General features: G+C 60.7%; 20 protein-coding genes and 1 pseudogene. 10 read left to right on the top strand and 11 right to left on the bottom strand.

Annotated features, from left to right (window positions below; genetic code table 11):
- The first annotated feature begins 420 nt into the window (after window positions 1–420).
- Window positions 421–780, top strand: a complete 360-nt coding sequence (locus ACM6I0_RS03415; protein ID WP_414921454.1) for a hypothetical protein — start codon at window positions 421–423, stop codon at window positions 778–780.
- Between the two features lie 67 nt (window positions 781–847).
- Here ACM6I0_RS03415 and ACM6I0_RS03410 read toward each other — a convergent pair whose 3' ends face one another.
- Window positions 848–1,708: a CAP domain-containing protein gene (locus ACM6I0_RS03410; protein WP_414921453.1), complete on the bottom strand. Its 861-nt coding sequence runs from the start codon at window positions 1,706–1,708 to the stop codon at window positions 848–850.
- A gap of 206 nt (window positions 1,709–1,914) precedes the next feature.
- On the opposite strand from ACM6I0_RS03410, the pseudogene ACM6I0_RS03405 reads away from it, so the two are divergent.
- Both ACM6I0_RS03405 and ACM6I0_RS03400 read left to right on the top strand, forming a co-directional pair.
- Window positions 1,915–2,691 (top strand): annotated as a pseudogene (locus ACM6I0_RS03405) (MCP four helix bundle domain-containing protein); the annotation flags it as partial.
- Entirely contained in the window at window positions 2,686–3,549 is an 864-nt protein-coding gene (locus ACM6I0_RS03400) for a methyl-accepting chemotaxis protein (RefSeq protein WP_414921526.1), read from the top strand. The pseudogene ACM6I0_RS03405 and the gene ACM6I0_RS03400, both read left to right, overlap by 6 nt.
- Window positions 3,550–3,713: 164 nt before the next feature.
- Here the strand turns inward: ACM6I0_RS03400 and ilvD are convergent, their stop codons facing one another.
- Window positions 3,714–5,396 carry a dihydroxy-acid dehydratase gene (gene ilvD / locus ACM6I0_RS03395; protein ID WP_414921452.1) on the bottom strand — a complete coding sequence of 561 codons (1,683 nt, stop codon included), beginning with the start codon at window positions 5,394–5,396 and terminating at the stop codon, window positions 3,714–3,716.
- 88 nt (window positions 5,397–5,484) lie between these two features.
- The gene (locus ACM6I0_RS03390; protein ID WP_414921451.1) at window positions 5,485–6,387 is read right to left on the bottom strand and encodes a LysR family transcriptional regulator; all 903 of its coding nucleotides are present in this window, start codon (window positions 6,385–6,387) and stop codon (window positions 5,485–5,487) included.
- A 129-nt stretch (window positions 6,388–6,516) separates the two neighbouring features.
- Here ACM6I0_RS03390 and ACM6I0_RS03385 point away from each other — a divergent pair, with 129 nt between their 5' ends.
- Window positions 6,517–7,920: an MFS transporter gene (locus ACM6I0_RS03385; protein ID WP_414921450.1), complete on the top strand. Its 1,404-nt coding sequence runs from the start codon at window positions 6,517–6,519 to the stop codon at window positions 7,918–7,920.
- A 477-nt stretch (window positions 7,921–8,397) separates the two neighbouring features.
- Here ACM6I0_RS03385 and ACM6I0_RS03380 read toward each other — a convergent pair whose 3' ends face one another.
- The 5 genes from ACM6I0_RS03380 to ribBA all read right to left on the bottom strand — a co-directional run bounded on the left by ACM6I0_RS03380 (window position 8,398) and on the right by ribBA (window position 13,734).
- Window positions 8,398–9,552 (bottom strand): ABC transporter ATP-binding protein, encoded by a 1,155-nt coding sequence (locus ACM6I0_RS03380; RefSeq protein ID WP_090183083.1) that lies wholly within the window; start codon window positions 9,550–9,552, stop codon window positions 8,398–8,400.
- 17 nt (window positions 9,553–9,569) lie between these two features.
- Complete coding sequence (locus tag ACM6I0_RS03375; RefSeq protein WP_090183084.1) at window positions 9,570–10,379, bottom strand: ABC transporter permease; 810 nt, start codon at window positions 10,377–10,379, stop codon at window positions 9,570–9,572.
- Window positions 10,380–10,385: 6 nt separating this feature from the next.
- On the bottom strand, window positions 10,386–11,330 hold the full coding sequence (locus ACM6I0_RS03370; RefSeq protein ID WP_285435926.1) for an ABC transporter permease: 945 nt from the start codon (window positions 11,328–11,330) through the stop codon (window positions 10,386–10,388).
- Window positions 11,327–12,352: an ABC transporter substrate-binding protein gene (locus tag ACM6I0_RS03365; protein WP_285435913.1), complete on the bottom strand. Its 1,026-nt coding sequence runs from the start codon at window positions 12,350–12,352 to the stop codon at window positions 11,327–11,329. The genes ACM6I0_RS03370 and ACM6I0_RS03365 overlap by 4 nt, the downstream gene beginning before the upstream one ends.
- 272 nt (window positions 12,353–12,624) lie before the next feature.
- Entirely contained in the window at window positions 12,625–13,734 is a 1,110-nt protein-coding gene (ribBA, locus tag ACM6I0_RS03360; protein WP_414921449.1) for a bifunctional 3,4-dihydroxy-2-butanone-4-phosphate synthase/GTP cyclohydrolase II, read from the bottom strand.
- Between the two features lie 70 nt (window positions 13,735–13,804).
- On the opposite strand from ribBA, the gene ACM6I0_RS03355 reads away from it, so the two are divergent.
- Entirely contained in the window at window positions 13,805–14,101 is a 297-nt protein-coding gene (locus tag ACM6I0_RS03355) for a DUF1330 domain-containing protein (RefSeq protein ID WP_222586130.1), read from the top strand.
- A gap of 233 nt (window positions 14,102–14,334) precedes the next feature.
- Here ACM6I0_RS03355 and ppnN read toward each other — a convergent pair whose 3' ends face one another.
- Window positions 14,335–15,708 carry a nucleotide 5'-monophosphate nucleosidase PpnN gene (ppnN, locus tag ACM6I0_RS03350; RefSeq protein WP_285435915.1) on the bottom strand — a complete coding sequence of 458 codons (1,374 nt, stop codon included), beginning with the start codon at window positions 15,706–15,708 and terminating at the stop codon, window positions 14,335–14,337.
- A gap of 211 nt (window positions 15,709–15,919) precedes the next feature.
- On the opposite strand from ppnN, the gene ACM6I0_RS03345 reads away from it, so the two are divergent.
- Entirely contained in the window at window positions 15,920–16,447 is a 528-nt protein-coding gene (locus ACM6I0_RS03345; RefSeq protein ID WP_285435916.1) for a DUF3087 domain-containing protein, read from the top strand.
- Between the two features lie 151 nt (window positions 16,448–16,598).
- Window positions 16,599–18,176: a sensor domain-containing diguanylate cyclase gene (locus ACM6I0_RS03340; RefSeq protein ID WP_414921448.1), complete on the top strand. Its 1,578-nt coding sequence runs from the start codon at window positions 16,599–16,601 to the stop codon at window positions 18,174–18,176.
- Window positions 18,177–18,178: 2 nt separating this feature from the next.
- Here the strand turns inward: ACM6I0_RS03340 and ACM6I0_RS03335 are convergent, their stop codons facing one another.
- Window positions 18,179–19,096, bottom strand: coding sequence for a LysR family transcriptional regulator (locus ACM6I0_RS03335; protein ID WP_414921447.1), 918 nt, complete (start codon window positions 19,094–19,096; stop codon window positions 18,179–18,181).
- 22 nt (window positions 19,097–19,118) lie between these two features.
- On the bottom strand, window positions 19,119–19,493 hold the full coding sequence (locus tag ACM6I0_RS03330) for a DUF2784 domain-containing protein (protein WP_285435919.1): 375 nt from the start codon (window positions 19,491–19,493) through the stop codon (window positions 19,119–19,121).
- 148 nt (window positions 19,494–19,641) lie between these two features.
- Between ACM6I0_RS03330 and ACM6I0_RS03325 the strand changes: the two genes are divergently transcribed.
- The 3 genes from ACM6I0_RS03325 to ACM6I0_RS03315 are packed head-to-tail and all read left to right on the top strand — an operon-like array spanning window position 19,642 to window position 20,867.
- Window positions 19,642–20,340 carry an AzlC family ABC transporter permease gene (locus ACM6I0_RS03325; RefSeq protein ID WP_414921446.1) on the top strand — a complete coding sequence of 233 codons (699 nt, stop codon included), beginning with the start codon at window positions 19,642–19,644 and terminating at the stop codon, window positions 20,338–20,340.
- Entirely contained in the window at window positions 20,340–20,651 is a 312-nt protein-coding gene (locus ACM6I0_RS03320) for an AzlD domain-containing protein (RefSeq protein WP_162830874.1), read from the top strand. Before ACM6I0_RS03325 ends, ACM6I0_RS03320 begins: the two co-directional genes overlap by 1 nt.
- Before the next feature lie 60 nt (window positions 20,652–20,711).
- Window positions 20,712–20,867, top strand: a complete 156-nt coding sequence (locus ACM6I0_RS03315; protein WP_414921445.1) for a hypothetical protein — start codon at window positions 20,712–20,714, stop codon at window positions 20,865–20,867.
- The last annotated feature ends 251 nt before the right edge of the window (window positions 20,868–21,118 follow it).

Here is a 21,118-nt window from a genome sequence, read left to right as displayed (position 1 = left end):
ATGACATAGGCTGCCGGGCCAGCAGTTGGATCAACTGGTTGTCTTGACCACACGAGGATGCTGAACAGCGGCAATCGAGTTGCCTGTGCGGTGGCCCACGGATGGCCTAGTCAAGCTTCGGGCTCATTCCTGTCTCCATATCAGCACTAAACCGGCCAGCGTGTTCTGCCAGCGCTGGATACAGGTTAGACCCCACTCGGGAAGTCAGCTAATAGGTGGAGTATTGGGGGACGATAGGCAGGGTCTTTTAGCGGCGATGTGGCAGGAACCTCTGTCTTTCTGGATTATAGGTGCCGGTTCACGGGGGGGTGAGAAGGATTGATCCACTTTGAAAGAACTTGCGGGGCGTTGCCATGCAATGCTCAGAACAGGTACATGATTGCGTCCGGTCCACATTGTCGAAGGTCACAAGGATTCCCCATGGGTTCAAGCAAACGCGAACAGGCACACATCGAACGACTTCTGGTAGCCACCCTGACTGAGGCTTGTGAAACAGCCAAGGCTGAAATCGTCGGGTTCGAATGGTTGACCCACGAAGTCGATTACAGCGATTTCCCCTCAAGCCTGAGAGTGATTTGGGTCTTCGACACGCAAGCCAGCAAAGATCAGGCATTGGCCAGCGGGCAGGGCGAACGCATGGTTGAGCTGACGGCGATGGCGTTACAGAATGCCGATGTGCTTGTCAGCCCGGTCTCTGCCCACGTGCATTTTGATTCGGAAGAACAATGCCAGCGCGCCAATGGCGGCAACTGGCAGCAGCGCCTGGCGCGCCGGCGCTAGCCCTGGCAGGCACGCAGGCGGCTGTTTCTCGTTGTTCCGCTTATCGGCGCCGTCCATTACTGCGGTCTTACGGCGCCCCAAACAGCATTGTCCAATAAACCCCTTCATCGCTGCGCGCATCCGCTGCATACGCGGCGCCCACTTGAGTAAACATCGGATTCATCAAGTTGGCGCAATGCCCGGGGCTGGCCAGCCAGCCTGCCATGGCCTTGCCCGGTGAGCTCTGCCCGGCGGCGATGTTTTCGCCTATCTGCCGGCCACGGTAGCCGGCCGCTCTTGCTCGATCAGCCGGCATATCACCGTCGGGGTCGCGGTGCGCAAAATAATTACCATAAGCCATCGCCTTGCTGTGCCCCTGCGCTGCGGCACCGAGGGCGGCGTTCCAGCTTAGTGGTCGGGCGGCGGCAAAGCGCTGGCCACCGCACATCCGTGGCTTGGCTCGCGCGGCATTGACCTCGGCCAACAGGGCCTTGCTCGCCGAGCGCGTATCACCCACGCGGCTATCGAGAACGGGTTGCGCCAGCACGATCTGCCATTCGTTTCGGGCGCGGCTGACGCCAATGTCGGCGTACTGGTTATCGAGCAAGGCCCCGCAGTATTCGTCCTCAAACAGATCGAAAGCCTCATCGGCATCCTGCGCGCCGACCACCCGCAGGGTGCGCACCGTCACTGCCGCGTAGCCGGAAGCCTTCAACCCATCCCGCAAACCGCCGCGATAACCAATCGGCAGCGCCAGGTTCTGTTTCAGTGACAGCGGCGATAAGCGCTGTGCCGGGCGTCTGTTGCAGCGTTGCGGGTGGGCGCGGTAGTCGTTGATGGCTTCCACCAGTTGTCGTTCCCCGCTGGCATGGGCGGGACTGGCAAACAGGGGGATCAAAGGCATGAAGCAGAGCGAAATGAAGCGCAAGGCGAGGGCAGTTGGGCGCATGAGGCGGACAGCTCAGGTCAGAAGACAAGGGTAATGGGAATTCACGGCTCGCCTAAGACTGGCGTTTAAGCACTAGGTTCACGAGGTACAGCGGCAAATTTTCGTCGCAAACGGGCCTGTACCTACCGCATGTCGCAAAACACTGAAAGTCCGGCTCAAGGCTTAAATAAGCGGTTGGCGGCGCCGATAGCGTGTTCATAAAAGCGATGTGCCCAGAGGACTACACCGTGTCGATAAAATTACGCTTGTTGTTGCTGATTGGTACGAGCTTGCTCACCGCGTTGATCGTGAGCCTGGTCAGTTATGTGGGAAACACCCGGATGGCTGAAGCAGTGAAGGACAACGAGGTCAGCATGACCGCGCTGCGCAATCACCTTGAAGCCGACATGATGCACGACGCGCTGCGCGCCGATGTGTTGTCGGCGATGCTGGTCGGGCTGGGAAAAAGCACCAGCACCAAGGCTGAGGTGCACACTTCCATCGAGGAACATGCGGCGCATTTCCGGGAGGTGCTGGGTGAAAACCTCAAGCTGCCGGTCAACGACACCATCATGGCGGGCCTGAACAAGGTCAAACCGAGCCTCGACACCTACATCAACGCCGCCGAGCGTATCGTCGCGCAGGCGCTGGACAATCCGGATTCGGCGCAAAAGGAACTCGGCAGCTTCAATACCGCGTTCAGTCAGCTTGAAGAGCAGATGGCTGCCCTTAGCGAGCTGATCGAAACCAACACCCAACAGACCAGCCAAGGCACCCAACACGCGATCAACAGTGCCAATTTCACTTTGGGCATCGTGCTGGTTGCGAGCCTGTTGTTGCTGCTGATCCAGGGACGCTGGGTTATTTCGAGCATCATGGCACCGTTGCAGACCGCCAGCCGGATCGCCGAAAGCATCGCCCATGGCAACTTGAGCGAGCCGATTGTCGAGCCCACCCACAAGGACGAAGCCAGCGCGCTGATTCGCAGCCTGGCGACCATGCAGCGCGACCTGCGCGGCATGATCGAGGTGGTTCGCAGCAACGCACACGGCGTGAGTGGCATGAGCGTGCAACTGAGCAGCGGCTGCCACCAGGTGGCCGACAGCAGCCAGCAGCAAAGCGTCGCAGCCAGCACCATGGCCGCAGCCGCCAGTGAAATGACCGCGAGCATCGAGGAAATCACCCGGCATGCCGAGCGGGCGCTGAACATGGCCAACCAGGCCGAGGCACTGGCCAAGGATGGCGGCCGGGTGATTCATCAGGTGGTCAACGACATGGACGGCATTGCGCGTTCGGCGCAGCAGTCAGCCCAGGTGATTCGCACACTGGACAAGGAGTCCGAGGGCATTTTCAGCATCATTCAGGTGATCAAGGGTATCGCCGATCAAACCAACCTGCTGGCGCTGAACGCTGCCATTGAAGCCGCCCGTGCCGGTGAGCAGGGCCGTGGTTTTGCGGTGGTGGCGGACGAAGTGCGCAGTCTGGCCGGACGCACGAGCGCCTCCACTCAGGAAATTGCCAGCATGGTCTCGCGCATCCAGCAGAGCACCCGCGAGGCGGTAACCAGCATGGAAGCCGGCGTCGCCCAGGTCGACAAAGGCATGGCCGTGACCGCCGACGTCGAACGCGCCATCCGCGAAATCCTCGAAGCCACGCTCAATACCACTCAGCTGGTCAACGACATCACCCGCACGATTGGCGAGCAGAGCCTGGCCAGCAACGAAATCGCCCATCAGGTGGACATGATTGCCGGCATGTCCGAAGGCAACAGCAAGGTCATCGGCAAGACCGCCTCGACGACTGATGAACTGTCGACGCTGGCGGGCAAGCTGTCGCAATCGGTGGACCGGTTCCGGCTTTGAGGTGTGTGCCGATCAGTTGATTTTCGGTGATTGTGAGGGCCTCTTCGCGGGCAAGCCCGCTCCCACAGGGGGCTTGCGCCGTTCAGAAATCCAGTGTGGGAGCGGGCTTGCCCGCGAATGCGCCAGATCTGACGGTGCAGAACTAAAGGCCCTGCGCCAATTCCCTAAAGGTATTTGTCCGTCACCGCGCCTTCCGAGGCGCTGGACACGGTTTTCGCGTATTTGGCCAACACCCCGCGCTTGTATTTGGATTCCGGGCGCACCCAGCGGGTCTTGCGCTCGGCCAGCACGGCATCGGTGACATCCACCGTGATCTGCCGGGTTTCGGCGTCGATGGTGATTGTGTCGCCGTCTTCAATCAACGCGATCGGCCCGCCATCGAAGGCTTCCGGGGTGATGTGCCCCACCACGAAACCGTGGGAACCACCGGAAAAGCGTCCGTCGGTGATCAGCGCAACGTCCTTGCCCAAGCCTTTGCCCATGACCGCCGAGGTCGGCGAAAGCATTTCGCGCATGCCCGGCCCGCCCTTGGGGCCTTCGTAGCGAATCACGATCACATCGCCTGCCTTGACCTCGCCATTGAGAATCCCGGCCAGCGCGCCTTCCTCGCCGTGATACACGCGCGCCGAGCCCTGAAAACGCAGACCTTCCTTGCCGGTGATCTTCGCCACGGCGCCGGTGGGCGAGAGGTTGCCGCGCAGCACCACCAGGTGCGAGTCCTTTTTGACCGGCTGATCTAACGGCAGGATCACGTCCTGACCGGCGGGATAATCGGGCACGTTCGCCAGGTTTTCCGCCAGGGTCTTGCCGGTCACCGTCAGCACATCTCCATGCAGCATGCCGGCGGCGAGCATGCGTTTCATCAGCGGCTGGATACCGCCGATGGCGACCAGCTCGCTCATCATGTATTTGCCGCTGGGGCGCAGATCGGCGACCACCGGGGAAATCTTGCCCAGTTCTACGAAATCGTCCAGCGTCAGCTCGACATCCACCGCATGGGCCATCGCCAGCAAGTGCAGCACGGCATTGGTCGAGCCGGCGAGGGCGATGACCACGCGAATGGCGTTCTCGAAGGCTTTGCGGGTCATGATGTCGCGCGGTTTGAGGTCCAGTTTGAGCAGCTCCATGACCTGCTGGCCGGCGCGGAAACTGTCTGAGGCTTTGTCGCTGCCGACCGCGTCCTGAGAGCTGGACCCCGGCAGGCTCATGCCCAATGCTTCTATAGCCGAGGCCATGGTGTTGGCCGTGTACATGCCGCCGCAGGAGCCGGGGCCGGGAATCGCCACTTCCTCGATCTGCTTGACCTGAATCTCGTTGATATCGCCGCGCGCATTCTGGCCCACGGCTTCGAACACGGAAATGATGTCGGTGTGCCCGGCGCCCGGGCGGATGGTGCCGCCGTAGACAAAGATCGATGGGCGATTCAGGCGCGCCATCCCGATCAGGCAGCCCGGCATGTTCTTGTCACATCCGCCCACGGTCACCAGGCCGTCAAAGCCTTCGCAACCGGCCACCACCTCGATGGAGTCGGCGATGACCTCGCGCGACACCAGGGAATACTTCATGCCTTCGGTGCCATTGGCGATGCCGTCGGAAATGGTGATGGTGTTGAAAATCACCCCTTTGGCACCGGCGGCATTCGCGCCTTTTTCGGCTTCGATGGCCAGTTTGTCGATGTGCATGTTGCACGGGGTGACCATCGCCCACGTGGAGGCGATGCCGATCTGCGGCTTCTTGAAATCTTCGTCGGTGAAACCCACCGCGCGCAGCATGGAGCGGCCGGGGGCGCGTTCCACGCCGTCGACCACTTGAGAGGAGTATTTACGCAGCGTGTCTTTGTCGCTCATGACGTTCCCTCATATCCAGATCGCTAGCCTGACCGGTGTGGTCTGAAGCAACCGATTGAGTCTAGTCCTGCAGGCCACAAAAATCAGTTCAAGGTTCCTGGAATCCTGCGCACACCTCACGAATGCAGCCGCGCAACCATTGATGCGCGGCATCGGCGTCCATTCGCGGGTGCCAGAGCATGGAAATCGTAATCGTCGGCGTGGCCACCGGCAGAGGGAAACAGTGCAGGCCGGCGCGTAGATTGTGCGTGTGGCGTTCCGGCACCGTCGCGATCAGGTCCGAGGCCCGGGCCAGCGCCAGTGCCGCAGAAAAACCTCCGACAATCGTGACGATCTCCCGCACCAGGCCAAGGGGTTTCAAGGCGTCATCCATCGGCCCTTGGTCCCGTCCGCGTCGCGACACCAGAACGTGCTTGCCGGACGCATAACGGGCGGGCGTGATCTTGCCCTTGCTCAGTGCATGCCCCATGCGCACGACGCCGATGAACCGGTCCTGGTACAAGGCGCGGGTGCGCACCTCCGGGCTGGTCGTGTCGCCGACCACGCCCGTTTCCAGATCGACCGTTCCCTCACGCAGCAGCGTGCTGTCCTGGTTGAGCTTCTGCAAGAAATGCAGGCGTACACCGGGGGCTTCTTCGCCGAGGCGGGCAATCAATGCCGGGCCGAAGTTCTCGACGAAACCGTCACTGGTGCGCAGGGTGAACGTGCGCACCAGTTGGTTGAGGTCGAGCTGCTCGGCAGGGCGCAAGACCGCTTCGGCGTCCTGCACCAATTGGCTGACTTGTTCACGCAATTGCAGCGCGCGGGGTGTCGGCACCAGACCGCGTCCGGCCCGGACCAACAACGGGTCGCCGGTGGTTTCACGCAATCGCGCCAACGCCCGGCTCATCGCCGAAGGGCTCAGGCGCAAGCGCTGGGCGGCGCGCGCCACACTGCCTTCGATGAGCAGCGCATCCAGGGTAATCAGCAGGTTCAGGTCGGGAGTCGTCATGCATCAACGTTAGCACGGTTGTCGCTGACATGGCGTCGCGTGCAGGTATTCAGTGCAAGGCGTGCGTCTTCCGCCCTGTCATCCGCAGGCGTACGCTGAAGGTCAACTTTTCATCAGTGGCCAAAACCCATGAAACTCATGACGCAATCAGGTTCGGTGCGCTGGGCGCTCGCCAGCCTTTGCCTGTCGATGTTGATGCCGTCGCTCGACACCAGCATCGCCAATGCCGGCTTGCCGACGTTGGCCCAGGCACTCGAGGCTTCTTTTCAGCAAGTGCAGTGGATTGTCCTGGCTTACCTGCTCGCGATCACCACGTTGATCGTCAGCGTCGGACGGCTCGGTGACCTCATCGGTCGGCGACGTTTGATGCTGTCGGGCATTGTCATTTTCACAGTGGCGTCGCTGGCGTGTGGTCTGGCGCCGACGCTGTGGTGGCTGGTCGCAGCCCGGGCAGTGCAGGGCCTTGGGGCGGCGATCATGTTGGCGCTCACCGTGGCATTCGTCGGCGAGACCGTGCCCAAAGCACAGACCGGCAGCGCCATGGGCTTGCTCGGCACGATGTCGGCAATCGGCACCACGCTGGGCCCCTCGCTCGGCGGCCTGCTGATCTCGGGCTTTGGCTGGCAGGCGATTTTTCTGGTCAACCTGCCATTGGGCGTCTTGAACGGGGTCCTCGCGTTTCGCTACCTGCCCGCCGATCGCCCCATGCCAAAGGCACAACGAGCCGCGTTCGACGTTGCCGGCACGCTGGTCCTGGCGCTGACACTCGGCGCCTACGCGTTGGCGATGACCTGGGGCGGCGGCGAATGGGGTTCGCTCAACCTTGTGTTGCTGCTGATGGCAATGGCCGGCAGCGCGATTTTCCTGTTCGTCGAGGCAAAGGTGGCATCGCCACTGATCAAACTGGCGCTGTTGCGGGACCGAGGCTTGTGCGCGGGCCTGGCCATGAGCCTGCTGGTCTCGACCGTGATGATGGCGACACTGGTGGTCGGGCCGTTCTACCTCTGCGCAACGCTAGGGTTAAAGGCTGCACTGGTCGGACTCGCCTTGTCAGTCGGCCCGTTGGTCGCCGCGCTGGCAGGCGTCCCCGCCGGGCGCCTGGTCGATCGATTTGGCGCGCAACGCATGACCGTCTCCGGACTGACCTGCATGGTGCTTGGTGCCTGCGTATTAGCGACGATGCCGACAGGTTTCGGCGTCCTCGGCTACCTCACGCCCATCGCAGTCATCACCGCCAGCTACGCACTGTTCCAGGCGGCCAACAACACACGGATCATGACCGGCATCAGCCCCGACCAGCGAGGCGTCATTGCCGGCCTGCTCAGCCTGTCGCGCAATTTGGGGCTCATCACCGGAGCCTCCGTCATGGGCGCAATCTTTGCGCTCGCCACATCCGCCAGCGACATCACGCGAGCAGCGCCAGAGGCTGTTGCCAACGGCATGACAATCACCTTCGCGGTAGCGGCAGGGCTTTTAATCCTGGCACTCGCCATCGCATTACCAGCCCTGAAAAGTGAACCCATACCCGCCTAAATCCGAATACAACAGCAACAGCAACAGCATCGCGAGCAGGCTCACTCCCACATAAAAGCGGATCTGCGCAAAGCTTTTGATCTTCACCACTCATCAGGTCGAGCGTTAGCTCGCCTTCAGTTTTTGATCTTGATGCACACGCCCCCTCGAGAGGCCGAGCGCAGGTTCTGCGCAGTGGGCAACCCGGCATGGATGCCGGGTTAGCCGCCCCCGGCCATGGATGGCCGATGGCGGCGGGCCCACGGAGCAGGACCGGAGCGAGGGCATGCCGAGCCTAGGCGAGGCACCGAACGTCAGGGGCAAAAGCGCTTGGTTACTTGGCGCTCTTCCAAGTGACCCGCTGTAAGAGCGGAACCAATAGTCGCCGTAACCGCAGAAACGGATACGCCCCCAATCAAAACCCAAAAAAAAGGGCCACCACAACCCGACGTTGCAGCGACCCGAGGGTGACGCTATGTAATACGGCCCAGCCGAAAATCAGTGAGCCCCGGCCGCCTTGTTCAAATCACTCTCAGCCCACTCGGTATACACACAAGCATCCGCAGTGGCCCAACGCACACGAACCGGATCCCCCGTCTTGAGCGGCATACCCGCAGCAGACAGCGCTTTCACAGTCATCGAAGTCCCACCCAGCGTCTTGACGGTGCACGTCTGGCTTTCACCCAGAAACAACACCTCACCGACAATCGCCGACACCTCATTCCAGCCCGCCGCCAGAGGCTCGCGAGCCGCTTGCTCAACACTCAACGCCAACGCCTTCTCCGGACGCACCATCAGCAGCACATCCTGATCGATCTGCAACCCGGCAGTCAGGCGAATCGACAGCGACTGCCCTTCAAACGACGCCACCGCATTGCCCTGAGCCTTGAGCTTGAGGAAGTTCGAATTACCGAGGAACGACGCGACAAACGCATTCGGCGGGTTCTGATACAAATCAAAACCACTGCCCAGCCCGACGATCTTCCCATGGCTGAAAATCGCAATGCGCTGAGACAAACGCATGGCTTCTTCCTGATCGTGGGTCACGTAGACAATGGTGATGCCCAGGCGCCGGTGCAGCTGGCGCAGCTCGTCCTGCAAATCTTCACGCAGTTTCTTGTCGAGCGCGCCGAGCGGTTCGTCCATCAGCAAAATACGTGGCTCATACACCAGCGCTCGCGCAATGGCGACCCGTTGCTGCTGGCCACCGGAGAGTTGCGAAGGGCGGCGATGGGCGAACTGTTCCAGTTGCACCAGCTTGAGCATGGCATCGACCCGACGCTCGCGCTCGGCGGCGGGCAGCTTGCGGATGGCCAGCGGGAACGCGATGTTGTCGCGTACCGACAAGTGTGGGAACAGCGAATAACGCTGGAACACCATGCCGATGTCGCGCTTGTGCGGCGGCACGTTGACCAGCGATTGGCCATTGACCAGGATCTCGCCGCTGCTCGGGGTTTCGAAGCCGGCGAGCATCGACAGCGTTGTACTTTTACCCGAGCCGCTGGAGCCGAGGAAGGTGAGGAATTCACCGTCCTTGATGTCCAGCGAGATGTCGTCCACGGCGGCAAATTCGCCGTAGTACTTGTTCAGGTTGCGCAGGCTTACCAGGGGTTGGTCACTGTGTTGGGCGGAATCTTTGATCACTGCACTCATGTCGTACTCCTGGGCGCTCAGGCGCTGATTTCATTGCGCCGGCGAACGGCGGCGGCGATCACCATGACCAATACCGAGAGGCCGATCAGCAACGTCGAAGCGACGGCGATCACAGGCGTCAGGTCCTGGCGCAGAGTGGTCCACATTTTCACGGGAAGGGTTTGCAGGGTCGGGCTGGCCATCATCACGCTCAGCACCACTTCATCCCACGAGACAAGAAAGGCGAAGAGGGCGCCGGCCACCATGCCTGGGCGGATCGCCGGGAAGGTCACCTTGAACACCGCTTGCAGGCGCGAGGCGCCGCAGATCACGGCCGCATCTTCAATCGACTGATCGAACAGCTTCAGCGAGTTGATGATCGAGATGATGGTGAACGGCAACGCGACAATCACGTGGCTGACGACGAAGGCAAACATCGTCCCGGTATAGCCGAGCTTGAGAAACAGCGCGTACACCGCCACCGCAATGATCACCAGCGGCACGATCATCGGCAGGGTGAACAAGCCGTAAAGCATCTCCCGACCCGGGAAGCGTCCGCGCACCAGTGCAAACGCGGTGGGCAAGCCCAGCGCCACGGCGAAGAAGGTGGTCAGCACCGCGACCTTGAGACTGGCCACGGCAGCGTTCATCCAGTCGGCATTGGAGAAGAACTGGCCGTACCACTTCAGCGTCCAGCCCGGTGGCGGGAATACCAGCCACTGGGAGGAGCCGAAGGACAGCAACACGATGAACACGATCGGCAGCAGCAGGAACAGCGCGATCAGCCCGGTCGTGAAGTACAGGCCGAAGCGCATGCGCCGGCTCATGGCATTGGGAGTCAGTAGCATGATGGCTTACCTCGCGTTGCTGGCGCCAACCGGGGATTCCGGCTGAAGCTTCAGGTAGAAGTAGAACAACACCAGCGTGATCACGATCAGCAACGCGGCACCGGCGCTCGCCAGGCCCCAGTTGAGGAAGGACTGCACCTGTTGAATGATGAATTCGGGCAGCATCATGTTCTGCGCACCGCCGAGCAAAGCCGGGGTGACGTAGTACCCGAGCGACATCACAAACACCATCAGTCCACCGGAAAACAGCCCCGGCCGGCATAGCGGCAGGAACACCCGGAAGAAGTTGGTCCAGGGACTGGCACCGCAGATCGAACCGGCTTGCAGGATCATCGGATCGATGGCCTGCATGGTCGCCTGCAGCGGCAGGACGATGAACGGAATCATGATGTAGCTCATGCCGATCACTACGCCGGTGAGGTTATGCACCATTTCCAGCGGTTGATCGATGATGCCCATCGCCATCAGTGCCTTGTTGATCACCCCTGAGGCTTGCAGCAGCACCAGCCAGGAATAAGTGCGGGCGAGGAGGCTGGTCCACATCGACAGCAGCACGATGTTAAGGATCCAGCGCCCCCAGCCACGTGGCACCAGGGTGATGGCCCACGCCAGTGGGAAACCCAGCAGCAGGCTGAACAGCGTCACCAGGCCAGCCACGGAGAAGGTGTTGAGCAAGACCCGGGCATACGCCGAGTTGGCGAACAACTGCTCGTAATTGCCAAGGCCCGGAACGGGCTCCAGCACACCACGCAGCAACAGGCCGATCAGCGGCGCCAGGAAGAACAGGCCCAGAAACAGCAGGGCCGGAATCAGGTTGCTCGCACCGCGCCAGCGCTGCGCCAAGGACGCAGATTGCTTGCGCACAGCGGCCTTGCCGGGAACTGCCCCGGCAGCGCCAGCGGCGCTCCCGGGTTTGGTTGCTGGAGAGGAAGCTGTTGCCGCCATTTTCATTTGACCAGCCATTCGTTCCACCGTGTCGCGATGGCCGGACCGTTCTTGGCCCAGTACGCGAAATCAAGAGTGATTTGATCCTTGACGTAGGCAGTCGGCAGATTAGGCGCCAGCACCGAATCCAGGCGTGCCACGCTGTCGACGTTGACTGGCGCATAGGCGGTCAGGTTGGAGAAGTCGGCCTGTCCTTTGGCGCTGCTCGCGTTGGCCAGGAACTTCATGGCCGCTGCCTTGTTTTTCGTGCCTTTAGGCACGACCAGGATGTCGGCCATGACCAGGTTCTGTTTCCAGCTCACACCCACCGGCGCGCCATCTTCTTGCAGGGCGTGAATTCGGCCGTTCCAGAACTGGCCCATGCTCGCTTCACCCGAGGCCAGCAGCTGTTGCGACTGAGCGCCGCCGCCCCACCAGACGATGTCTTTCTTGATGGTGTCGAGTTTCTTGAAGGCCCGGTCCAGGTCAAGCGGATAGAGCTTGTCGGCAGGCACTCCGTCGGCCAGCAGCGCGAGTTCGAGCACGCCAGGGCTTGGCCATTTGTAGAGGGCACGTTTGCCGGGGTAAGTCTTGGTGTCGAACAGTGCGGACCAGTCTTGAGGTTTGCTGGCGCCGAGCTTGCTTTCGTTGTAACCCAGGACAAAGGAGAAGAAGAACGAACCGACGCCGTAATCGGAAACAAACCGCGGGTCGATTTTGTCGCGCTGGATCACCGAAAAATCGAGGGGTTCGAGCAAGCCTTCGGAAGCGGCGCGCAGGGCGAAGTCGGCTTCGACGTCAACCACGTCCCATTGCACGTTGCCGCTTTCGACCATGGCTTTGAGTTTGCCGTAGTCGGTTGGGCCGTCCTGGACCACCGTGACGCCGCTGGCTTTGCTGAACGGATCGGCCCAGGCCTGCTTCTGCGCGTCCTGGGTGCTACCGCCCCAACTGACGAAGTTGACGCTTTCAGCCGCAATGGCCGCGTGACTGACCGTGGCCAGTAAACCCGCGAACAGTACTGCGGTTGCACGTTTGTTCAACACCATTTTCACGCCCTCATTTGTTGTGTTTTTGAGCGGGCTTGGTAATGCCCGCCTATCGGGAGCAGTAGGTCCATCTGGTCTCTAACGGCGACCGTGCCAAGGGCTGTTATGGGTGCTTTCCCTGTCGGGGGCACTTGGCTGAAGCGTCCGGTCTATGGAATATCATATTATGGTATTCCAAACTTTGTGCAAGCACTTTGCCTTACCGGCCATCAGCCAAAAGCGGGTTTTTTTCCGTCAGGCCGCCCTGTGGCGACCTGCGGCGGGTCTACGGTTTATCCAGTGAACGGAATGCTCTCGACGACTTCCAGGTCGTAACCGGTCAAGCCTGCGTATTTGAGCGGCGGGCCAAGGTGACGCAACTTGCCCACGCCGAGGTCTTGCAGAATTTGTGCCCCGGTCCCTACTTCAGAATAGATGCGCGATTGCGAACGGCTGAACTGACGGGGCGCCTGGGTCAATTGCGGCACCCGTTCGAGCAAGGCCTGGGACGATTCATGATTGGCCAGCACCACCACCACGCCGCAGCCTTCGGCCGCCACCCGTTGCAAGGCTGCCCATAACGTCCAGTTGGAAGGACCGCTGTATTCGGCGCCCACCAGGTCCCGCAACGGGTCGATTACGTGCACGCGCACCAGCGTCGGTTCGTTGCGTTGCGGGTTGCCCATGACCATCGCCATGTGAACGCCGCCTTCAATGCGGTCTTCAAACGTAATCAGGCGGAAAGTACCGTGCACCGTGGGCAGTTCACGCTCACCGATTCGCACCGCGGTGTGTTCAGTGCTGAGGCGGTAGTGGATCAGGTCGGCGATGGTGCCGATCTTGATTCCATGCTTGCGCGCGAAGACTTCCAGGTCGGGGCGTCGCGCCATGGTGCCGTCGTCGTTCATGACTTCGACGATCACCGAGGCGGGCGTGAAACCGGCCAGGCGGGCGAGGTCGCAGCCGGCCTCGGTGTGCCCGGCGCGGGTCAGCACACCACCTTCCTTGGCGCGCAATGGAAAGATGTGGCCTGGCTGCACCAGATCAGCCGGAACGGCGTCGACGGCAACGGCTGCGGCCACTGTCCGTGCGCGGTCGGCGGCGGAAATGCCGGTGGTCACTCCGACGGCAGCTTCGATGGAGACGGTAAACGCGGTGCTGAACACGCTGCCGTTGCTTGGCACCATCTGTTCCAGTCCGAGCCGCTGGCAGTGGTCGTCGGTCAAGGTCAGGCAGATCAGGCCGCGGGCCTCTCGCGCCATGAAGCTGATGGCTTGCGGTGTGCAGCAGTCGGCGGCGAGCAGCAGGTCGCCTTCGTTTTCCCGGTCCTCATCGTCAACCAGCAGCACCATCTTGCCGAGTCGATAGTCTTCGATAATTTCTTCGATGCTGTTGAAGGCCATGTTGGGTTCTCAGTGTTTGGTGGGAATGTAATGTGGTATACCATAATACAAAATAAACCGAGAGGTCACTATGAAGGCGTACTGGATTGCTCATGTTGATGTCACTGATCCCGATCAATACAGCCAATACACCCAGCGGGCGCCGGCGGCTTTTGCGCTGTACGGCGGGCGGATGTTGGCGAGGGGCGGGCGTAGCGAAGCGATGGAAGGCCGGCCGACGCCGCAACGCAGCGTGGTGATTGAATTTGATTCGTATGAGCAGGCGCTGGCTTGTTATCACAGCGAGCAGTATCAGGAGGCGAAACGGCACCGTGAGGGCGTGGCGCGGGCTGAGGTGATTATTGTCGAGGGTGTGGCGCCGGTTTGATTTGTGGCAGTGTCCACGGAGTTTGGCTTGGTTGCCGGCTGAGTTATGTGGATGTACTCAGGACCATTGTGGGAGTGAGCCTGCTCGCGATGGCGGTCTGACAGGCGATAGAGAGCTCGGAGGCAGTGCCTTCGCAGGCAAGTCAAACCGCCGCACAGCCTCTTGCAGAGGCAATTGCGGCAGCTTGTCAGTTCGTTGGTGGTCGTTCCCGCGCGAGTGCGGGAACGGTTTTTTTATGAGACGACTTGATAGCACGGCACATAGGCCGCGCCACCCGGGAGTTTCATCCGGTGTTGGGCCACGAAAGCCTTGAGCAGTTGATCCAGCGGTTTCATCACGCCGACATCGCCACGGATCTGGTAAGGACCGTGTTTTTCGATCAAGCGGATGCCTTTGTCCTTGACGTTGCCAGCGACGATGCCGGAGAAGGCGCGGCGCAGGTTGGCCGCCAGTTCGTGGGCGGGCAGGTCGCGGCTGAGTTTGAGGTTGGCCATGTTTTCGTGGGTCGGGTCGAACGGGCGCTGGAAGCCTTCGTCGATTTTCAGCAGCCAGTTGAAATGGAAGGCGTCATTGCGCTCGCGACGGAATTGTTTGACCGCTTTGAGGCCTTGAGTCATGTGCCGTGCGACTTCAGCCGGGTCGTCGATGATGATTTGGTAATGCTGCTTGGCCGCTTCACCCAACGTTGCGCCGACGAACGCGTCCAGTTGCTCCAGATACGGCGCCGCATGTTTCGGCCCTGTGAGGACCACGGGGAAGGGCAGGCCAGCGTTGTCCGGGTGCATCAGGATGCCGAGCAGGTACAGGAACTCTTCGGCCGTGCCGGCGCCGCCCGGGAAAATGATGATGCCGTGGCCGACACGGACAAACGCTTCCAGGCGTTTTTCGATGTCCGGCAGAATCACCAGTTCGTTGACGATCGGGTTTGGCGCTTCGGCGGCGATGATGCCCGGCTCGGTCAGGCCCAGGTAGCGGCCGCCGTGGATGCGCTGCTTGGCGTGGGCGATGGTTGCGCCTTTCATCGGGCCTTTCATCACGCCGGGACCGCAACCGGTGCAGATATCCAGGCTGCGCAGGCCCAGTTCATGGCCGACTTTCTTGGTGTATTTGTATTCTTCAGTGTTGATCGAGTGGCCGCCCCAGCACACCACGATCTTGGGCTCGACGCCGGGACGCAGGGTGCGGGCATTGCGCAGCAGGTGGAAAACGTAATCGCTGATGCCCTGGGAGTTGCTCAGGTCGATGCGCTGGCTGTCGAGTTCGTTTTCGGTGTAGACGATATCGCGCAGGGCGCTGAACAGCATTTCCCGGGTGCTGGCGATCATTTCCCCATCGACGAAGGCGTCGGCCGGGGCGTTCAGCAGTTCCAGGCGCACGCCGCGGTCTTGCTGGTGGATGCGGATTTCGAAGTCTTTATAGGCTTCTAGGATGGTCTTGGCGTTATCAACATGGGCGCCGGTATTGAGGATGGCCAGGGCGCACTGGCGGAAGAGGGTGTAGATGCTGCCGGTTCCGGCTTCACTCAGTTGTTGGACTTCACGTTGAGAGAGGGTTTCCAGGCTGCCTTTAGGGCTGACGGAGGCGTTGATTACATGGCGTTGGGTCATTCAATGATCCTTAAAACGATGCCACTCATACAGGCAAATGGCATCCGAATATTATGTATCCATGAAAGAAGATGGCACGAACTGCGCTGTATCGCCATTTCCCCGTTTAACGATGAAAAGATGAAAAGGAGCCTCAGCATAGCTAAATCCTGCGCAGGGGCGATAATGCCCCGCAGTCTTTTTGCCCTCCGACCCAAGGAAACCCGACGCAATGTTCGAAATCCAGCCGATGAACGCCGAACGCTTTCGACAACAGACACGGCGCAGCACGGTGATTATTGCCCTGATTTTCCTGGCGCTGGCAATGGTGCTGTCCACGGCGGCGGTGGCGCTGTTCGGTGAGCCCGGCGGCGACAATCTGCGGTTTAACGTCGGCGGGGTGTTTGTCTCGGTGCTGCTGATGGCGGCGCTGATGCGCGGCAAATTCTGGAGCCAGGACTGGATGGCGCCGGCGGTCTACGGCTGGCGGCTCAAGCGCAGCCTGATGAGCATCACCAACATCATGCACCAGGTCACGGCGGCGGTGGAGCAGGGTGATCCGACGGCCATGAAGCTGTTGCGCTTCTACCATCTGGGCCTGAACCAGATGCATGAGCTGGACGGCAACTCCAGCGACCACAGCCAGTTGACCCGTGAAATGGATCAACACAAGGCGCGGATGGAAGCGCTGGGTATCGACACTCAACAAACGCAGTTGGATCCGGCCTGGCTTGAGGCAATGAAACCGCTGTCGCGATAAATCGGTGGCGTAGGCACAAACCGCACCATTGGCTCTGGGGTATCGGGGAAGTGAAGGTTAGGCTGAATCCGGCAAATCACCTATCTTGTTGAGATGCCATTGCACGGGCGAACAGGAACATTCGCCCTGTCATCAGGAGCCAGGGAACGTCATGGGGCATCCGTCCATTAAAGACCGAATTGAAAATACCGTCACCGCTGCGCCTTGGCTGCCCGATCTGGTTGACTCTCGATTCAGGGTCCGACACGCGGTGCTGCTGCTCGTGGCGGTGTGTCTGTCCATGACCGCAATTGCGACTTGGGAAGCCTGGAACTCGCGCCAGTACCATTTGCATGACAAAGAAGTGGCGATGTCCAACCTTGCGCAGACCTTGGCGTCGCAAGCGCGAGCGTCGATCAAGCAGGCTGATACGCTGCTGTTCACCTTGGTTGATCGTCTCGAAAACGACGGCATGGACCCGGCTCGGCTCCCCAGGTTGCAACGTTTGCTCAGCGCTCAGCGCAGCGAGTTGCCCCAGCTCCATGGCCTGTTCGTATTTGACGAAGAAGGGCGCTGGGTGGCCAATTCCAATGGCGCGCAGGTGCCGGGCGCAAACAATTCCGACCGCGAGTATTTCATCTTCCATCGTGATCATCCTGACCGTGGGCCGCATATCGGGCCGGCGATCAAAAGCCGGTCGAGCGGCGAATGGATCATGACTGTGTCGCGCCGGATCAACCACCCGGATGGCCGCTTCGCCGGGGTGGCGCTGGCGACGATCTATCTCAGCCATTTCCTTGAGCTTTACGACAGTATCGACATGGGCAGCAATGGCGTGATCAACCTCATTGCCGACGATGCCAGTATCATTGTTCGACGGCCGTTCAAAGAGTCGGAGGTCGGTGCCAGCCTCGCCAATGGCCCGCTGTTTACCCAACTGTTGCCCGGCGCCAGTTATGGCACGGCAACGGTCAAGTCCTATCTGGACGGTGTTGAACGGGTGGTCGGGTTTCGACGGGTCGATGGTTATCCGCTGATCATTTTCGTAGCGCTCGACAAGGAAGAGGTCCTGGCGGGCTGGCGTCAAGAGACCGCGTTGAGCGCGGGCATCGTGCTCTTGCTGCTGATGTTTCTGGGAGGGTTGGGTTATCGCCTCATTCGTTTCATGAAACAGCAGAATCATATTCAGGGCGTCTTGCTCGATGCCCGGGAAAAACTGATCGAGGTCAATCGCAGTCTGGAACTGCTGGCGCTGGAAGACGCCTTGACCGGTCTTTCCAATCGACGACAGTTCGACCTGTTTATCCTGGCGGAAATGGGCCGTGCCCGACGCACCCAAACCCACCTTGCCCTGCTGATGATCGATGTCGATCACTTCAAGAATTTCAATGACCGTTACGGTCATGTGGCCGGTGATGAGTGTCTGCGTAAGATCAGCGCGATCATCCAGGACAGCATCAAGCGTCCTGGGGATCTTCCCGCCCGTTATGGCGGCGAGGAATTTACCGTTGTGCTGCCCGGCACCGACTATGTCGGTGCGTTTCTGGTGGCCGAAAAAATCCGCCGCGCGGTTCAGCAAGCCAACATCGAACACAACGAAAGCCCGGAGGGGACGGTGACGGTCAGTGTGGGGGTTTGTGCCTATGACATGGCCTTGCAAGAGTCGCCCGACGACCTGATCGGCGCGGCGGACAAGGCCTTGTATGTGGCCAAGACCAGCGGGCGCAACATGAGTGTGATTGCCAACTGATTTCAAACGAACCGGTCGATGCCCTGGACCAGTTGGGTGGACAAGTACGATTGCTTGAGTTTTTCCAGCCACCAGCCCAAGGCACGGCCGTCATGATCGCCGCGCCAGCCAGCATAGAGAATGTTCGGTTCCCGTGGATCGGCCATCTGCTTCTCGATCAGCGCGCCGTTTTTCAGGAGCGAGCCGACCCGGTGCTTCGGCAGCCACCCCACGCCAAGGCCATCGCGTTGAGCGAGGATTTTTGCGCGCATGGTCGGCACGGCGAGCACGGGTTGCCCACCGGAGACGCCGTACGTGCTGCCTTCCGTGGCCCGAGACGAGTCGGCGACGACAATCGCCTGGTGCTGCGCCACCATCGCCCGTGAAATCGGCTCCTTGGCCTTGGCCAGCGGGTGCTTCGGCGAAACGGCGAACACCCATTCCATTTCACCCAATTGCATCCAGCGCAGGCTGGGGATGGCCGGCGGTTCGTTGGTGGCGCCGATGATCAGGTCCGCGCGCCCCTCGCGCAGGGCTTCCCACACGCCTTTGAGCACTTCCTGGGTAATGCGCAGCGGCACGCCGGACTTCAGCGCGTCGAACTCTTGAATCACCGGAATCAGGGTGTCGAACTCAAGCAATTCGTCGGTGACGATCCACAATCGACTCTCCCAGCCATTGGCCACTTGTTGCACCCGTTGGGTCAGCCGAGCGACGTCCTGCATCAGCCGCGCCGCTTCATTGACCAGCAACTCCCCGGCCGGGGTGAGTTGTAACCGGTAGCGACGCCGGTCAAAGAGCAAGGCATCGAAGCGCTCCTCCAATTGCCGCGCGGCGTAGGAAACGGTCGACGGTGCTTTGCCCAAGTGAGCCGCCGCCCGCGACAGGCTGCCGGTTTCGCGGATGGCTTGGAGCAACGTCAGGTCTTCGATCGACAGCATGTTTCACATCCTCGGCGGTGTTTCAGGCGGTCCGGCGTAACTTCCACAACTTGAACAGCCGAAGATAGACCAATACGTTGACCGCCAACACCACGCTGCCCAGTGCCAATTGAATCGCCGGCGTGAGACCGGCGGGATAGATCACGGGCCACACGTAGTGCTCGATGAATCCACCGCCGTAACCGGTTTGTCCGGCGGCAAGGCGCATGCGGTTTTCCCACTCGGTCAGCGGACACGTCAGGTGCAAGACTTCCACGCTCACCCCCCACGCCACAGCGGGCAGATGCCCCCAGATCAGCGGGCGCCACTTGAGCACCAGCAGCCCGCCGAACAGCACGAAGAGTATGAACAACAGGTGAAACAGCACCAGTCCATCGGCGGCTATCCGGTAAAGCATGTCGACTCCCTCACGCGTTTTTGCCAATGGCTCCATGCTACTCGGTTGCATAGCTGACAGCGGCTTGTCTGCAAGTGCGCAAGATTGTTCAAGCCTTCGGCCGTAGCGGCTGGCACAGTTGCAAGTCTTTCCCTGGCTGTAGAGCGTTATGTCGAACTCACTCATGCCACGCAGTGCCTTTCTTCGCGGCGCCGTAGCGATCATGCCGTTGTCCCTGGCGACCGCGCCCTGGGGACTGTTGGCCGGCTCCATGGCCATCGAGGCCAATCTCACGCCCCTGCAAGGCCAGGGATTGTCGAGCATCGTGTTCGCCGGTGCCGCGCAGCTGGTGGCCATCGGCATGCTCAAGGGCGGTGCCGGGATTTTCTCGATTCTGCTGACCACGCTGTTACTCACCTCGCAGCATTTGCTGTACGGCATGAGCATGCGTTCGGTGATTTCCCCGCTGCCGGGTCGCTGGCGTGTGGGACTGGGCTTTTTGCTCACCGATGAATTGTTCGCCCTGACCAGTCAACATGACCGACACCAGTTCAATCGCTGGTATGCCCTGGGCGTGGGCCTGACGTTTTATGTCGCCTGGAACCTGTTCACCTTGGCTGGCATCGTGCTGGGCAGCAGCATTCCGGGGCTTGAGCACCTGGGGCTGGACTTCTCGATCGCAGCGACCTTCATTGCCTTGATCACCCCCGTGGTGCGCAATGTTCCGACGGTGATCTGCGTGGCGGTTTCGTTGTTTTGTTCGGTGTTGTTCAGCTATTGGCAGTGGGGCTCGGCGCTGGTGCTGGCGGGGTTGGCGGGTATGACGGCAGGCTTTGTCTGCAACAAACTGTACAGGGGGCGTGCATGATGGTCTGGGCGGTGATTATCGGGATGGGCGTGCTCGTCTTTCTCAACCGTTACGTGTTCCTCGAACCGCGACTGCCGGTCCGGCTGAGTAGCAATGCCCGGCAGTTCCTCGGTTTTGCCGTGCCGGGGATGTTGACCGCGATTTGCGGGCCTATTGTGTTCATGCCGGACAAACAACTGAATCTGCAGTGGGACAATCCCTACCTGATCAGTTCGCTGGTGGCGGTGGGGCTGGTGCTGTACACCCGCAATACCTTGCTCAGCATGCTGTTGAGCATGGGCTTCTTCTTTTTGCTGCGCTGGTGGCTCTGAGTCGGGGGCTGGAAATTGTTCTACGCTTAAAGGTGGATCCCTTCAGGCAGTGAGGTGAGTATGGCCAATGACCCTAAGCGTGCAGACCTGGATGAAGAGGAAGATGAACCCTCGGAAGAAGAGATTAAACGTCAGGAGCGTACGAGACAGGATTGGAAGCATGATGACAGCCGAGAACTGTCAGACCGCGACGAAGAGCGTCCGCTGAAGCCCTGACTCCACAGCAAAATCTCTGCGTAAGAGCGTAATGTTTTGGGGATGGGATTGAGATTGGGGGCATATCCGTTTCTGCGGTAACGGCGGCTGTTGGTTCCGCCCTGACGGCGGGTCACTTGGAAAAGCCCCAAGTAACCAAGGGCTCTTGCCCCTGACGTTCGGTACCTCGCCTAGGCTCGGTATGCCCTCGCTCCGGTCCTGCTCCGTGGGCTCGCCGCCATCGGCCATCCATGGCCGGGGGCGGCTACCGC

It is taken from the genome of Pseudomonas sp. IT-P294 (genome assembly GCF_949767865.1).
In the GTDB taxonomy this organism is placed as follows: domain Bacteria; phylum Pseudomonadota; class Gammaproteobacteria; order Pseudomonadales; family Pseudomonadaceae; genus Aquipseudomonas.
This window is presented reverse-complemented; position numbering and strand designations above follow the sequence as displayed.

Coding starts and splice junctions, on each gene's coding strand:
- ACM6I0_RS03320 (WP_162830874.1), top strand. CDS start 20,340: ATGGTCTGGGCGGTGATTATCGGGATGGGCGTGCTCGTCTTTCTCAAC.
- ACM6I0_RS03340 (WP_414921448.1), top strand. CDS start 16,599: ATGGGGCATCCGTCCATTAAAGACCGAATTGAAAATACCGTCACCGCT.
- ppnN (WP_285435915.1), bottom strand. CDS start 15,708: ATGACCCAACGCCATGTAATCAACGCCTCCGTCAGCCCTAAAGGCAGC.
- ACM6I0_RS03355 (WP_222586130.1), top strand. CDS start 13,805: ATGAAGGCGTACTGGATTGCTCATGTTGATGTCACTGATCCCGATCAA.
- ACM6I0_RS03400 (WP_414921526.1), top strand. CDS start 2,686: ATGCAGCGCGACCTGCGCGGCATGATCGAGGTGGTTCGCAGCAACGCA.
- ACM6I0_RS03330 (WP_285435919.1), bottom strand. CDS start 19,493: ATGCTTTACCGGATAGCCGCCGATGGACTGGTGCTGTTTCACCTGTTG.
- ACM6I0_RS03365 (WP_285435913.1), bottom strand. CDS start 12,352: ATGGTGTTGAACAAACGTGCAACCGCAGTACTGTTCGCGGGTTTACTG.
- ACM6I0_RS03335 (WP_414921447.1), bottom strand. CDS start 19,096: ATGCTGTCGATCGAAGACCTGACGTTGCTCCAAGCCATCCGCGAAACC.
- ACM6I0_RS03315 (WP_414921445.1), top strand. CDS start 20,712: ATGGCCAATGACCCTAAGCGTGCAGACCTGGATGAAGAGGAAGATGAA.
- ACM6I0_RS03390 (WP_414921451.1), bottom strand. CDS start 6,387: ATGACGACTCCCGACCTGAACCTGCTGATTACCCTGGATGCGCTGCTC.
- ilvD (WP_414921452.1), bottom strand. CDS start 5,396: ATGAGCGACAAAGACACGCTGCGTAAATACTCCTCTCAAGTGGTCGAC.
- ACM6I0_RS03375 (WP_090183084.1), bottom strand. CDS start 10,379: ATGCTACTGACTCCCAATGCCATGAGCCGGCGCATGCGCTTCGGCCTG.
- ACM6I0_RS03370 (WP_285435926.1), bottom strand. CDS start 11,330: ATGAAAATGGCGGCAACAGCTTCCTCTCCAGCAACCAAACCCGGGAGC.
- ACM6I0_RS03345 (WP_285435916.1), top strand. CDS start 15,920: ATGTTCGAAATCCAGCCGATGAACGCCGAACGCTTTCGACAACAGACA.
- ACM6I0_RS03380 (WP_090183083.1), bottom strand. CDS start 9,552: ATGAGTGCAGTGATCAAAGATTCCGCCCAACACAGTGACCAACCCCTG.
- ribBA (WP_414921449.1), bottom strand. CDS start 13,734: ATGGCCTTCAACAGCATCGAAGAAATTATCGAAGACTATCGACTCGGC.
- ACM6I0_RS03410 (WP_414921453.1), bottom strand. CDS start 1,708: ATGCGCCCAACTGCCCTCGCCTTGCGCTTCATTTCGCTCTGCTTCATG.
- ACM6I0_RS03385 (WP_414921450.1), top strand. CDS start 6,517: ATGAAACTCATGACGCAATCAGGTTCGGTGCGCTGGGCGCTCGCCAGC.
- ACM6I0_RS03415 (WP_414921454.1), top strand. CDS start 421: ATGGGTTCAAGCAAACGCGAACAGGCACACATCGAACGACTTCTGGTA.
- ACM6I0_RS03325 (WP_414921446.1), top strand. CDS start 19,642: ATGTCGAACTCACTCATGCCACGCAGTGCCTTTCTTCGCGGCGCCGTA.